The following is a 13,440-nucleotide window of genomic DNA, read 5'->3' as shown; positions in this document are numbered from 1 at the left end:
GGTCGGCGGGAGGGCTGCTGACCCCTCTTCCCGGCACGACCGACCCGAGGGCACAGCGGCATGGCACTGAACAGCAGGACCGGCGGCCTCATCGGCCGCGACATGGCCGTCGACCTCGGCACGGCCAACACGCTGGTCTACGTCCGGGGCAAGGGCATCGTGCTCGACGAGCCCTCGGTGGTCGCGATGAACACCACCACCGGCGAGGTCCTCGCCGTCGGCCACGAGGCCAAGCGGATGATCGGGCGCACCCCCGACAACATCGCCGCCATCCGCCCCCTCAAGGACGGCGTCATCGCCGACTTCGAGGCGACCGAGCAGATGCTGCGCTACTTCATCCACCAGGTGCACCGTCGCCGCTACTTCGCCAAGCCCCGCATGGTCATCTGCGTGCCCAGCGGCATCACCGCCGTCGAGCAGCGCGCGGTCAAGGAGGCCGGCTACCAGGCCGGCGCCCGCAAGGTCTACATCGTCGAGGAGCCGATGGCCGCCGCGATCGGCGCCGGCCTGCCCGTCCACGAGGCGACCGGCAACATGGTCGTCGACGTCGGCGGCGGCACCACCGAGGTGGCCGTGATCAGCCTCGGCGGCATCGTCACCAGCCTGTCGGTGCGCACCGCCGGCGACGACCTCGACCAGGCGATCATCGCGTGGATGAAGAAGGAGTACTCCCTGATGCTCGGGGAGCGCACCGCCGAGGAGATGAAGATGACCCTCGGATCGGCCTTCCCGCTCCCCACCGAGCCGGACGCCGAGATCCGTGGCCGCGACATGGTCTCCGGCCTGCCGCGCACCGTGGTCGTCTCCAGCTCCGAGCTGCGACAGGCGCTCGAGGAGCCCCTGCACAACATCATCGACGCCGTCCGCGCCACCCTCGACCAGACGCCGCCCGAGCTGGCCGGCGACATCATGGACCGCGGGATCGTGCTCACCGGCGGTGGTGCGATGCTCCGCGGCCTCGACGAGCGGCTGCGCCACGAGACCGGCATGCCCGTCCACGTCGCCGAGGACCCGCTCTCCTCGGTCGCCTACGGCGCCGGCAAGTGCGTCGAGGAGTTCGAGGCGCTCCAGCAGGTGCTCGTGTCGGACCCGAGGCGCTTCTGATGGGTGCCTGGGGGGGACACGAGGGCCGGGAGCGTCGCTGGAAGGGCCTCGACCGGCTCGAGTCGCGCAACCGCGCGCCGCGCTCACTGCTGGTGGCCCTCGTGCTGGCCAGCGTCACGCTCATCACGCTCGACGTCTCGGGTGGTGGCGACTCGCCGCTGGAGCCGGCTCGCCGCGTGGTCGGGGAGGCACTCGGCCCCGCCGAGTCCGCCGCGGCCACGGCCGTACGCCCCTTCACCGCGGTGCCGGACTGGTTCCGCAGCAAGGGCGACCTCGCCGAGGAGGTGCGCGAGCTGGAGGCCAGCAACGCCGAGCTGCGCGGCCGGGTCGAGCTGGCCGGCTTCGACCGCAACCGCCTCGAGCAGTACGACGGCCTCACCGCCGCCGCCGCCGACCTGGGCTCGGCCCTCGTCCCGGCGCGCGTGGTGGCGATGGGTCCGCGCCAGTCGCAGAGCCTCACCGTCACCATCGACGCCGGCTCGGCCGCCGGGCTCGGCCCGGACATGACGGTCGTCAACGACGACGGCCTCGTCGGTCGCGTGCTCCGGGTGACCCGCAGCACCGCGACCGTGCTCCTGGTCATCGACCCCGACTCCACGGTCGGCGGCCGCGTCGGCTCGAGCATGGAGATCGGCTTCGTCACCGGCAGCGGCTCGCTCGACCAGGAGACCGGGCTCGACCTGCGCCTGGTCGACGACGCCTCCGTCCCGGCCCGCGGCGACACGGTCGTGACGTGGGGGAGCGCCACCGGCCCCTACGCGCCCGGCGTCCCGATCGGCACGATCACCGACGTCTACAGCTCGCTGCGCGAGGCCTCCCAGCGCGCGGTCGTCGAGCCGTTCGTCGACTTCTCCGCCCTCGACGTGGTGGGCGTGATGGTGCCCAGCGGCTCCGGGAGCGACCGCGCCGTCATCGAGGCCGACGGGAGCCTGCGATGACTCAGCTCCGTTGGCTCGCCGCGCTCGGCGCGGTGCTCCTCGCCCTCGTCGTGCAGGTCTCCCTCTTCCCGCACCTGGCGTGGCACGGGATCGTGCCCAACCTCTGCCTGCTGGTCGTCGTCGCGGCGGCGCTGACCGTCGAGGCGCCGTTCGCGCTGGTCCTCGGCTTCACCGCCGGCCTCGTGCTCGACCTCGCCCCGCCGGCCGACCACGTGGCCGGGCGGTGGGCGCTGGCCCTGACGATCGCGGCCTTCCTCGCCGCGCGGGTGCGCCAGGACGTACGCCCCAACGCGCTCGCCGTGGTGGGCACCGTCGCCGCCGCGTCCTTCGCGGCCACCTCGATCTTCGCCCTGTCCGGGATCCTGCTCGACGACCCGGCGATGTCGGTCGCGGGCCTGCTCGAGGTCGTGCTGGTCGCCCTCGTGTGGGACGTGCTGCTCACGCCCTTCGTGCTGCCGCCGCTGATGAGGCTCTTCGCCCGCCTCGGTCCGCAGTGGGCGACCGCGTGAGCCCGTCCAGCCAGCGCAGCCGGCTGCGCCTGGTCGTGGTGCAGGTGCTGGCCTTCTCGCTGTTCGCCACGCTCTTCGTCCGGCTCTACTACCTCCAGGTCATCGGCGGCGAGTCCTACCAGGCCCAGGCGGCCGACCAGTCCGTGCGCGACATCGTCGTCCAGCCGCAGCGCGGGCTCATCGTCGACAGCCAGGGCCGCCCGCTCGTGGCCAACCGGACCTCGTGGGTGATCTCGGTCGACCGGACCCTGCTCGGCAAGCTCGAGGAGCGCCAGCGCACCGAGCTGGTGCGCCGCGTGGCCGTCGCCGTGGAGACCGACCCCGCCGACGTGGAGGCGAGCCTGGTCACGTGCGGCGACCCCGGCAGCGTCCCCGAGGTGTGCTGGAACGGCTCGCCCTACCAACCGGTCCCCGTCGCCACCGACGTCTCCAAGGACGTGGCGCTGCGGGTGCTCGAGCAGCCCGAGGACTACCCCGGCGTCCTGGCCGAGCAGCAGAGCGTGCGGTCCTACCCGCGCCCCTTCGGCATCAACCTCGCCCACGTCCTGGGCTACCTCAGCCCCGTCACCGAGGACGAGTACGACCTCGCCGCCGAGCGTGACGACCGCTCGCTCAACGGCGCCTCCGTCGTCGGCCGGGCGGGTGTCGAGAAGCAGTACGACGAGTGGTTGCGCGGGCTGCCGGGCTACCGCCGCGTCGCCGTCGACTCGATGGGCCGGGTGCTGGGCGACGACTCGCTCATCGAGAGCACCCCCGGCGACACCCTCGTCACCTCGATCGACGCCAAGGTGCAGTCGGTCGTGGAGCGTCAGCTCGCGGCGCGGATCGCCTTCCAGCGCACCCAGCTCGACTCCGTGACCGGGCGCAAGTTCGCCGCGGACTCCGGCGCCGCGGTGGTCCTCGACGCGAAGACCGGCCGGGTCATCGCCATGGCCAGCCAGCCGACGTACGACCCCGACGTGTGGACCGGCGGCATCAGCGAGTCCGAGCTCGCCCGCCTCTACTCCGAGGACGCCGGCACCCCGCTGCTCTCGCGCGTCACGCAGGGCCAGTTCGCCCCCGGCTCGACCTGGAAGCCGTTCATGACCGCCGGCGCGCTGACCAACGGCTACGCGATGGACACCACACTTCCGTGCTCCTCGGGCTTCCAGGTCGGCAACCGGGTCTTCAAGAACTACGAGTCCGGCGCCTACGGCAACATCGGCTTCGCCAAGGCGCTCGAGGTCTCCTGCAACACGTTCTTCTACCGCATCGGCTACGACTTCTGGCAGCGCTACGGCAGCGACCCCGCCGACATCGGCGCGCGCGACCCGCTCGTGGAGGAGGCCCAGGAGTTCGGGTTCGGCGCCCGCACCGGGATCGACCTGCCCGGAGAGGCGCCCGGTCGCATCGCGGACCGCCGCTGGAAGCAGGACTACTACGAGTCCCAGAAGGACTACTACTGCGAGCTGAGCGAGAAGCCGCAGACCGACGACACCAGCGACTTCGTCTACAGGTTCGCCCGGGAGTTCTGCCTCGAGGGCAACCTCTACCGCGCCGGCGACGCGGTCAACTTCTCCATCGGCCAGGGCGACACGATCGTCACCCCGCTCCAGCTCGCCCGCGCCTACGGCGCACTCAGCAACGGCGGCGTCCTCTGGGAACCGACCGTCGCCAAGGCGATCGTCAGCCCCGAGGGCGAGGTGCTGCGCCGCATCGCGCCGCGCAGGTCCGGCCGCGTGGACGTCCCGAAGAAGTACCTCGACTACATCGACAGCGCGCTCGAGAACGTCTCGCGGGTCGGCACGATGGCGTGGAAGCTGGGCGGCTTCCCCATTGACGAGGTCACCATCCGCGCCAAGACCGGCTCCGCGGAGGTCTACGGCAAGCAGTCGACCGGCTGGGTGGCGTCCTACTCCGAGGACTACGTCGTGGTGATGATGATCAGCCAGGGCGGCACCGGGTCGGGCTCCACCGGCGAGGGGATCCGGGCGATCTGGGAGGCGCTCTACGGCATCGAGGGCGAGACCGTGCGGCCCGCCCGCGCCGCCACCCCCGGAACCGTTCCGCCCGCCCGGCTGCCGCAGTTCCTCGAGGACGGCTCGATCATGCCGCCGGCCGTGAAGCCGTGAGAGGGGAGTGACACCGTGACCGTCCTCAGCAACCGTCCCGCCGCGCGTCCTGCGCGCCCGGGCCCGTCCGCGGGCACACGGGCTCCCGGCCTCGACTGGCTGTTGCTGGGTGCCGCGCTGGCACTGGTCACCGTCGGCACGCTGCTCGTCTGGTCGGCGACCACCACGCGCGCTGACCTCACCGGGGGCGACCCCGACGCCTACCTGCGCAAGCAGCTGGTCAATGTCGCGATCGGGCTGGTGCTGATGGTGGCCGTCGTGGCCACCGACCACCGCTGGGTGCGCATCCTCGCGCCCCTGGCGTACGTCGCCAGCGTGGCCGGCCTCGTGATGGTGCTGGTCGCCGGGTCGACCATCAACGGCTCGCGCTCGTGGCTCCAGGTCGGCGGCATGTCGATCCAGCCCTCGGAGTTCGCCAAGCTCGCCGTGGTCATCGGCATGGCGCTCGTCGTCGCCGAGCGCACCGAGCGTCGCTGGGGTCGCGGGGTGGGCAGCCTCGAGGTGGTGGCGATGCTCGCCATCGCCGGCATCCCGGCCGTCCTCATCCTGCTCCAGCCCGACCTCGGCACCATGCTCGTGCTCACCGCGACCGTCTTCGGGGTCCTCGCGGTCGCCGGTGCCTCACGGCGCTGGCTGGTCGGGCTCACCCTGGCCGGGGCAGCAGGAGCGGTCGCCGCGGTCTCGATGGGGGTGCTCAAGCCCTACCAGGTCGACCGCTTCCTGGCCTTCACCGACCCGACGCTCGACCCGCGGGGCGCCGGCTACAACACCGAGCAGGCCCGCATCGCCGTGGGCAACGGTGGCCTGTTCGGACAGGGGCTCTTCGACGGATCGCAGACCCGGTCGGGCTTCGTGCCCGAGCAGCACACCGACTTCATCTTCACCGTGGCCGGCGAGGAGCTGGGCCTCGTCGGTGCGGGCATCCTGATCCTGCTGCTGGCCGTCGTCATCTGGCGCGCGCTCGCGATCTCCGCCCAGGCCGGTGACCTCTTCGGCCGGGTGGCCGCAGCCGGCATCGCCTGCTGGTGGGGCTTCCAGGGCTTCCAGAACATCGGCATGTGCCTGGGCATCATGCCGGTCACGGGCGTGCCGCTTCCGTTCGTGTCCTACGGCGGCAGCTCGCTCTTCGCCGGCATGCTCGCCCTCGGGCTGCTGCAGAACATCCACCTGCGCTCGTCCGGCGCGGTGCCCACCCGCCTGCTCCCCGCACCCCGCTGAGTAGGCCGCGCCGGGCGCGGCGACGTACCCTTGACGACTGAGGCGTCGCGCCGTCCGGCCGCGGCGCCCGCGCCCTGCTTCCCCTGTTCCCCATCCCCGATCGAGGTGTTCCCGAGCATGTCAGTCGCGTCGGTCTTCCCGCGCCTGGAGGGCAAGCTGCCGTCGGTGCAGAAGCCCATCCAGTACGTCGGCGGCGAGCTCAACTCCGTCGTCAAGGACTGGGACTGCGCCGCCAGCTCCGAGACGGGCGGCCCCACCGTGCGGTGGGCGCTGATGTACCCCGACGCCTACGAGGTCGGTCTGCCGAACCAGGGCGTGCAGATCCTCTACGAGGTGCTCAACGAGCGCGACTGGATCCTCGCCGAGCGCACCTACTCGGTGTGGCCCGACATGGAGCAGGTGATGCGCACCGGCGACGAGCAGGGCCCGATCCCGCAGTTCACCGTGGACGGCCACCGCCCCGTCGGTGCCTTCGACCTCTTCGGCCTGAGCTTCTCCACCGAGCTCGGCTACACCAACATGCTCAACGCCCTCGACCTCGCCGGCATCCCGCTGCACGCCGCCGACCGGACCGAGGACCACCCCGTCGTCATCGCCGGCGGCCACGCCGCCTTCAACCCCGAGCCGATCGCCGACTTCGTCGACGCCGCGGTGCTCGGTGACGGCGAGGAGGTCGTGCTCGCCATCTCCGACGTGGTGCGCGAGTGGAAGGCCGAGGACCGTCCCGGCGGACGCGAGGAGCTTCTGCGCCGCCTCGCTGTCACCGGCAACATCTACGTCCCGCGCTTCTACGACGTCGCCTACGCCGCCGACGGCTCGATCGAGGCCGTCGTGCCCAACCGCCCGGGCATCCCGTTCCGGGTGCGCAAGCACACCCTGATGGACCTCGACCAGTGGCCCTACCCGGCCAACCCGCTCGTGCCGCTCGCCGAGACGGTGCACGAGCGCTTCTCGGTGGAGATCTTCCGCGGCTGCACCCGCGGCTGCCGCTTCTGCCAGGCCGGCATGATCACCCGCCCGGTGCGCGAGCGCTCCATCGAGACCATCGGCGCGATGGTCGAGAACGGCATCCGCAAGTCCGGCTTCGAGGAGGTCGGCCTGCTGTCGCTGTCCAGCGCCGACCACACCGAGATCGGGGAGGTCGCCAAGGGCCTCGCCGACCGCTACGAGGGCACCAACGTCTCCCTCTCGCTGCCCAGCACGCGCGTCGACGCCTTCAACATCACCCTCGCCAACGAGTTCTCCCGCAACGGTCGTCGCTCGGGCCTGACGTTCGCGCCCGAGGGCGGCTCGGAGCGGATGCGCAAGGTCATCAACAAGATGGTCAGCGAGGAGGACCTGATCCGCACGGTCGCGGCGGCGTACTCCCACGGCTGGCGCCAGGTGAAGCTCTACTTCATGGTGGGACTGCCCACCGAGACCGACGAGGACGTGCTGCAGGTCGCCGAGCTCGCCAAGCGGGTGATCGCCACCGGCCGCGAGGTCTCGGGCCGCAACGACATCCGCTGCACCGTCTCGATCGGCGGCTTCGTTCCCAAGCCCCACACGCCGTTCCAGTGGGCGGCCCAGCTCGACCACGAGGCGACCGACGCGCGGCTGAAGAAGCTGCGCGACACCGTGCGGGACGACAAGTTGTTCGCCCGCGCGATCGGCTTCCGCTACCACGACGGCAAGCCCGGCATCGTCGAGGGGCTGCTCTCGCGCGGCGACCGCCGCGTCGGGCGGGTCATCGAGGAGGTCTGGCGCGACGGCGGACGCTTCGACGGCTGGAGCGAGCACTTCTCCTACGACCGCTGGATGGAGGCCGCCGGACGCGGTCTCGCCGGCACGGGCGTCGACGTCGACTGGTACACCACCCGTGAGCGCGACTACGACGAGGTGCTGCCCTGGGAGCACCTCGACTCGGGCCTCGACAAGGACTGGCTGTGGGGTGACTGGGAGGACGCCCTCGCGGCCGCCGACGGCGCCGACATCGAGATCGAGGACTGCCGCTGGACCCCGTGCTACGACTGCGGGGTCTGCCCGGAGATGGGCACGGAGATCCAGGTCGGCCCCACGGGCCAGACGCTGCTGCCGCTCTCGGTCGTCTGAGGCTGCGGTTGGTCGGTCGTCCGCTGACATCGAGGAGGGGCAGTGCTCCCGCAGTACACCGAACCAGCCCATGTCGTGTCCGCGACGGGACACCGGATCTACGTCGACCCGTCCGACGGGCGTGGCGCAGAGCTCGTGCGCTCCGCCGGCGCCTTCAACCGGGGGACGCTCGCGATCTGGGACCGGACCCTCGAGCTCGACGACTGGGACGTCGTGGTGGACGTGGGGGTGAACTACGGGGAGATGCTCCTCGGGGCGCAGCTGCCTCCCGGCGCCCGACTGATCGGTTTCGAGCCCAACCCGCGGGTGCTGCCCCACCTGCGGCGCTCGCTCGACGAGTCGGGGCTCGCGGTGGACCTCCACGAGGCGGCGCTCGGGGCGGCGGAGTCGGAGGCCACCTTCGCGGTCGACACCGAGTGGTCGGGCCGGTCAGGGATCGCCGCGTCCCACCGCACCGATGCCGCACACGATATCGAGACGTTCGACGTCCCCGTCCGCACGCTGGACTCCGAGCTGTCGGTGGGTGAGTCCGAGAAGGTGTGCGTCAAGGTGGACGTCGAGGGGGCTGAGTTCGACGTGCTTGCCGGCGCGCAGTCGCTCCGGCAGCGTGCGGCCCCGTGGGCGATACTGGTGGAGGTGCTGCACATGGACGGCTTCGAGAAGGCCTACCTGGCCGAGGAGTACACGATGCGTGCGCTCGACCACAGAGTCGGGGAGCTGGTGACCATCCCGCCCGTCAGTGCGCGACGTGTCGATGAGCTGCTCAGCGGCGGTTGGCTGCACGGCCAGGACGTCGTGCTGACGAAGCGGCACGCGCCGTGAGCGGCCCCAGGCGCGCTGTCTACCGGGCGCTCGTCGGCGGCTACGAGCAGCTGCGCGAGGAGGAGGTCGCCCGCGACTCGGACCTGCCGTTCATCTGCTTCACCGACGACCCCCACCTGACCAGCGACACCTGGGAGGTCGTCCTCGTGGAACGGCGGCTCCCGCGGGACGCCACCCGCAGCGCCCGGGCGCTGAAGATCGTCGGACATCCGGTCCTCGACGACTACGACGAGACGCTGTGGGTCGACAACACCGTCGCCCTCGGCAAGGCTCCCGACGACCTGTTCGACGACTGGTTGTCGGACGCCGACGTCGCTGCCCCGCTCCACTCCTACCGCACCTCCGTGCTCGCCGAGGCCGAGGCTGTCATCGACGGCGGGCTGGACGACTTCGCACGGGTCTACGAGCAGGTGGCGCACCTCCTCATGGACGGCAGCGGCGTCCTCGAGGAGAACCCGCACTGGACCGGCATGCTCGCTCGCCGGCGTACGCCCGTCACCGAAGCCGCGATGCAGACGTGGTGGGAGCAGGTGCTGCGCCACTCGCGGCGTGACCAGCTCTCGTTCGTGCCGGCCATGAGGGCCCATGACGTACGCCTGCGCTCGCTGCCGGTCGACTCGCACGAGTCGCCGTGGCACGAGTGGCCCCGAGCGACCGGGCGGGACGAGCAGCGGCAGGGCACCGGACTGCGCGACCTGCTGCGCCCGCCCGCAGGCAGGATCGGTGCGCTCGAGGAGCAGCTCGGCCAGACCACGCACGCCATGCAGGTTGCCGTTGCCCACCGCGAGGAGGTGATCGTCTCGCTCACCGCCGAGCTGGATGCGGCGCGCGCCCACGCCGCAGCCTCCCGGGAGGAGCTGGACCGTGTCCGCCACGAGCGCAACCTCGCGCACAGTGACCTTGCCGCAGCGGAGGCACGGGTCTCGAGGCTCAAGCGCCGGGTACGCCGGTCCAAGCGCCGGTCGCGCCGTCTCACGGAGATGCTCGAGCGCGAGCGCCGCTCGAGCCTGGACAAGGTGGTCGCCCGGGTGAGGGGCGGCGGCCGCGGCTGAGGTCCCAGCGCGACGTCGTGGAGGTCTCCGGAGAAACCTGCGGTAGCCTCCTTCGCCGAACCGATCGCGTGTCCGGCCCGGGGGCCAGGCGGCAGGAACAGGAATCTCATGGGTGACGATCAGCAGGGCTCCGGCGGCGGGACTGTGGCCTCCGACTACGGCAGCTGCTACTACAACGACGCCCACCTGGGTGGCTACGACAACTACACCTGGGACAACGAGCAGTGGCGTGGGTTCTTCCAGCTCATCGCCGATCGCATCGTCGCCGTCGCGGGACAGGGGCGGGTTCTCGACGTCGGGTGCGCCAAGGGGCTGCTGGTCCAGGCGCTGCGCGAGAAGGGGGTCGACGCGCGCGGCTTCGACATCTCCCAGCACGCGGTCGAGGCAGCGCACGAGGACGTCCGCGAGCACCTGTGGGTGGCCTCGGCCACCGAGCCGATCGAGGGCCACTACGACCTCGTCAGCATGATCGAGATGATCGAGCACATGGGGCCGCAGGACGCCCAGGCGGCGATCGACCGGGTGGCCGCGGTGACCGACCGCGTGCTCTTCTCCTCCAGTCCTGCGGACCATGACGAGCCCACGCACGTCAACACCAAGCCGACCGCTGTATGGGCCGCCTGGTTCGCCGAGCGCGGCTTCCACCGCCGCACCGACGTCGACCTGAGCTTCCTGTCGCCGTGGGCGGTGCTCTTCGAGCGCGCCGACCGGTCCGTGCGCGACGTGGTGCAGGCCTACGAGACGCACCTGGCGTCGCTGAACGCCGAGGTGCTCGAGAAGAGGTCCGCCCTGCTGGCCGCGCACCGCAACATCTCCGAGCTGCGCGAGGGCACGGACGCGCAGACCGTGATGGCCGAGCAGGTCAAGGAGTTCGAGCGTGAGGTGCTCGAGGCGCGCCAGGCCCAGCTGGTCCAGCGCGACCACGTGGTGGGGATCGAGGCGGAGATCGGGCGCCAGAACGACCAGATCCTCCAGCTCAACGGCATGCTGCGCCGCCTCAGTGGTCGGGAGAAGAGGCTGACCGCGCGCAAGACGGCCCAGGCCAGGCGCATCACGGGCCTTCGGGCCAAGCTCGAGACCGCGCAGGCGCGCAACGCCGCGCTGGCCCGCCGCGTACGCGAGCTCGAGGCCAGCGCTGCGCCGCCCTCGCTCACCCGCCGTGTGGTCCGCCGGCTGCGGGCGTCCGGCCGATGAGCGCACCACTCTTCTCGATCGTCACGCCCGTCTACGAGCCTCCGCTGGCGGTGTTCGAGGAGACCTTCGCCTCGGTCCTGGCGCAGGAGCACACCGACTGGGAGTGGATCCTGGTCGACGACGCGTCCCCGTCGCCGCAGGTGCGCGACTTCATCCGGGAGCAGGCTGCGACGGACCCTCGGGTGCGTCTGGTCGAGCGCTCGGAGAACGGGCACATCGTCAAGGCGTCCAACGACGGCGTGGAGGCGGCCCGGGGCGAGTTCCTCGCGTTCGTGGACCACGACGACCTGTTGGCCGTCAACGCCCTGAAGGCGATGGCGCGCCACATCGGGTTCTACGACGACGTCGACTACCTCTACTCCGACGAGGACAAGGCTGACGAGGACGGCAGCCTGCACTCGGAGTTCCGCAAGCCGCGCTGGTCGCCGGAGCGCCTGCGGGGCCAGATGTACACCTCCCACCTGTCGGTGATGCGCACGTCGCTGGTGCGCGAGGTGGGTGCCTTCCGCGAGGGCTACGACGGCTCCCAGGACCACGACCTCGCCCTGCGCGTGAGCGAGCGGGCACGCCGCGTGGTCCACGTGCCGCAGGTGCTCTACCACTGGCGCGCCATCGCCGGCTCGGCCGCCGCCGACATCGATGCGAAGCCCTACGCCACGATCGCCGGGCAGCGGGCTGTGCAGGACCAGCTCGACCGGCTCGGCATCCGGGGCCGCGTCGAGCAGGGCCGCGAGGCCGGTCGCTACGTCATCGAGCGCGAGCTCGACCCCGAGGTCAAGGTCTCGATCATCATCCCGACGCTCGGTGGCTCGGCGCTGGTCTTCGGCGAGCGTCGGGTCCTCGTCGAGGAGACGGTGCGGACCGCGCTGGCGAAGACCGACCACGACAACGTCGAGATCGTCGTCGTCCACGACACGCCCACGCCCCCGGAGGTGCTCGAGCGCCTGCGCGAGACCGCCGGCGACAAGCTCGTGCTCGAGGAGTTCACCAGGCCCTTCAACTTCTCCGAGAAGTGCAACGTCGGTGCCCTGAGGGCGACCGGCGAGCGGCTGGTGTTCCTCAACGACGACGTCGAGGTGATCAGCGAGCGCTGGCTGGAGAACCTCGTCGGTCCGCTCGACGAGCCCGACGTCGGCCTGACGGGAGCGAAGCTCTACTTCAGCGACAGCTCGATCCAGCACGCCGGCCACGGCTACTGGGGCAAGCACTACCACCACCCGTTCCGCTTCCGCACCCGCGAGGACTCCGGCCCGTTCGGCGAGCTGATCGTCAACCGCGAGGTCAGCGGCGTCACGGCGGCGTGCGCGGCGATCCGCCGCGAGGTCTTCCTGGGCATCGGCGGGTTCACCGAGGCGCTGCCGTCCAACTTCAACGACGTCGACTTCTGCTACAAGGTCGCCCACCAGGGCTACCGCACCGTGTGGGTGGCCAACTGCGAGCTGTTCCACTTCGAGTCGCAGACGCGTGACGGCACCGTCCAGTCGTGGGAGCGGCACTTCGTCGTACGCCGGTGGGGGATCCCCGACAAGGACCCTTACACGCCGGCCGAGGTCGCCGCCCCGATGCTCGACCCGCACCGCCTGCTCGAGATGCAGCTCGCGGACGCCGGCCCCGCGAAGCGTGGCGCCAGACGCGGCAAGGCCGGCAAGGCATCCTGAGAGGCCGGCGGCCACCCACTATGGTCGTGACATGCAGGATCGACCGGGGGACCCCGACCCGACCAGGGGTGTGACCGAAGCATTCGTGGGCACGGACTCGCCCTACTGGTCCGAGGCGCGCAGCCACGTCGCCGACCTCGTGCCGGCCACTGCGCAGCGGGTGCTCGACGTGGGGTGCAACGACGGCACGTTCGGCGCCGGGGTCCTGGCCAGGCGGCCGGGTCGTGAGGTCTGGGGCATCGAGCCACACGACCTCGACGCCCAGGCTGCGGCCCAGCGGCTGACCGGCGTCGCGAACGGGTTCTACCCCGACGTGCTCGACCAGGTGCCCGGCACGTTCGACTGCGTCAGCTTCAACCACGTCCTCGAGCACATGGTCGACCCGTGGGCTGCCCTGCGAGCGACCCGGGACCGCCTCTCGCCGGACGGCTGCATCGTGGGCGAGCTGCCCAACGTGCGCCACCTCCCGTTCCTGGTGGACCTCACCTTCCGGGGCCGCTTCGACTACGTCGACGCCGGCCTGCTCGACCGCACGCACCTGCGCTTCTTCACCCGGTCCAGCGCGCACGACCTGTTCACCTCGTCCGGCTTCCAGGTCGACACGTTCTTCCCGGTGGTCGCGATGGGAAACGCGCGGTTCCCCCGTACCTCCAAGATGGTCGCGAAGGTCATCGGCGACCTGTCCTACATGGCGTTCGCGTTCCGGGCGCGCCCAGTCGACTAGGTAGCCCCGGCCTCTCGGG

At 71.3% G+C, this 13,440-nt stretch carries 11 protein-coding genes; all 11 read left to right on the top strand.

All coding sequences use genetic code 11. The annotated features are described in order from the left end of the window. Positions 1 to 60 precede the first annotated feature (60 nt). Positions 61 to 1,104 carry a rod shape-determining protein gene (locus K4G59_RS05240; RefSeq protein ID WP_231249820.1) on the top strand — a complete coding sequence of 348 codons (1,044 nt, stop codon included), beginning with the start codon at positions 61 to 63 and terminating at the stop codon, positions 1,102 to 1,104. Further along, entirely contained in the window at positions 1,104 to 2,042 is a 939-nt protein-coding gene (mreC, locus tag K4G59_RS05235) for a rod shape-determining protein MreC (protein WP_231249819.1), read from the top strand. Before K4G59_RS05240 ends, mreC begins: the two co-directional genes overlap by 1 nt. Then, positions 2,039 to 2,551: a rod shape-determining protein MreD gene (mreD, locus tag K4G59_RS05230; RefSeq protein WP_231249817.1), complete on the top strand. Its 513-nt coding sequence runs from the start codon at positions 2,039 to 2,041 to the stop codon at positions 2,549 to 2,551. Before mreC ends, mreD begins: the two co-directional genes overlap by 4 nt. Then, a complete protein-coding gene (mrdA, locus tag K4G59_RS05225; RefSeq protein WP_231249815.1) occupies positions 2,548 to 4,662 on the top strand; it encodes a penicillin-binding protein 2 in 2,115 nt (704 codons plus the stop codon). Before mreD ends, mrdA begins: the two co-directional genes overlap by 4 nt. Positions 4,663 to 4,677: 15 nt before the next feature. Beyond that, positions 4,678 to 5,880 carry a rod shape-determining protein RodA gene (rodA, locus tag K4G59_RS05220; RefSeq protein ID WP_231249814.1) on the top strand — a complete coding sequence of 401 codons (1,203 nt, stop codon included), beginning with the start codon at positions 4,678 to 4,680 and terminating at the stop codon, positions 5,878 to 5,880. A gap of 117 nt (positions 5,881 to 5,997) precedes the next feature. After that, positions 5,998 to 7,971, top strand: coding sequence for a TIGR03960 family B12-binding radical SAM protein (locus tag K4G59_RS05215; RefSeq protein ID WP_231249812.1), 1,974 nt, complete (start codon positions 5,998 to 6,000; stop codon positions 7,969 to 7,971). A gap of 75 nt (positions 7,972 to 8,046) precedes the next feature. Continuing rightward, the gene (locus K4G59_RS05210; RefSeq protein WP_231249810.1) at positions 8,047 to 8,793 is read left to right on the top strand and encodes an FkbM family methyltransferase; all 747 of its coding nucleotides are present in this window, start codon (positions 8,047 to 8,049) and stop codon (positions 8,791 to 8,793) included. Further along, on the top strand, positions 8,790 to 9,845 hold the full coding sequence (locus tag K4G59_RS05205; RefSeq protein ID WP_231249809.1) for a glycosyltransferase domain-containing protein: 1,056 nt from the start codon (positions 8,790 to 8,792) through the stop codon (positions 9,843 to 9,845). The genes K4G59_RS05210 and K4G59_RS05205 overlap by 4 nt, the downstream gene beginning before the upstream one ends. A gap of 108 nt (positions 9,846 to 9,953) precedes the next feature. Then, the gene (locus K4G59_RS05200; RefSeq protein ID WP_231249807.1) at positions 9,954 to 11,039 is read left to right on the top strand and encodes a class I SAM-dependent methyltransferase; all 1,086 of its coding nucleotides are present in this window, start codon (positions 9,954 to 9,956) and stop codon (positions 11,037 to 11,039) included. After that, entirely contained in the window at positions 11,036 to 12,697 is a 1,662-nt protein-coding gene (locus tag K4G59_RS05195) for a glycosyltransferase family 2 protein (RefSeq protein WP_231249806.1), read from the top strand. The genes K4G59_RS05200 and K4G59_RS05195 overlap by 4 nt, the downstream gene beginning before the upstream one ends. Before the next feature lie 31 nt (positions 12,698 to 12,728). After that, a complete protein-coding gene (locus tag K4G59_RS05190; protein WP_231249804.1) occupies positions 12,729 to 13,421 on the top strand; it encodes a class I SAM-dependent methyltransferase in 693 nt (230 codons plus the stop codon). Positions 13,422 to 13,440 lie beyond the last annotated feature (19 nt).

Source organism: Nocardioides furvisabuli, from assembly GCF_021083185.1.
Taxonomy (GTDB): Bacteria; Actinomycetota; Actinomycetes; order Propionibacteriales; family Nocardioidaceae; genus Nocardioides; species Nocardioides furvisabuli.
The sequence above is the reverse complement of the archived record's forward strand: the minus strand, read 5'-3'. Positions and strand labels throughout refer to the sequence as shown.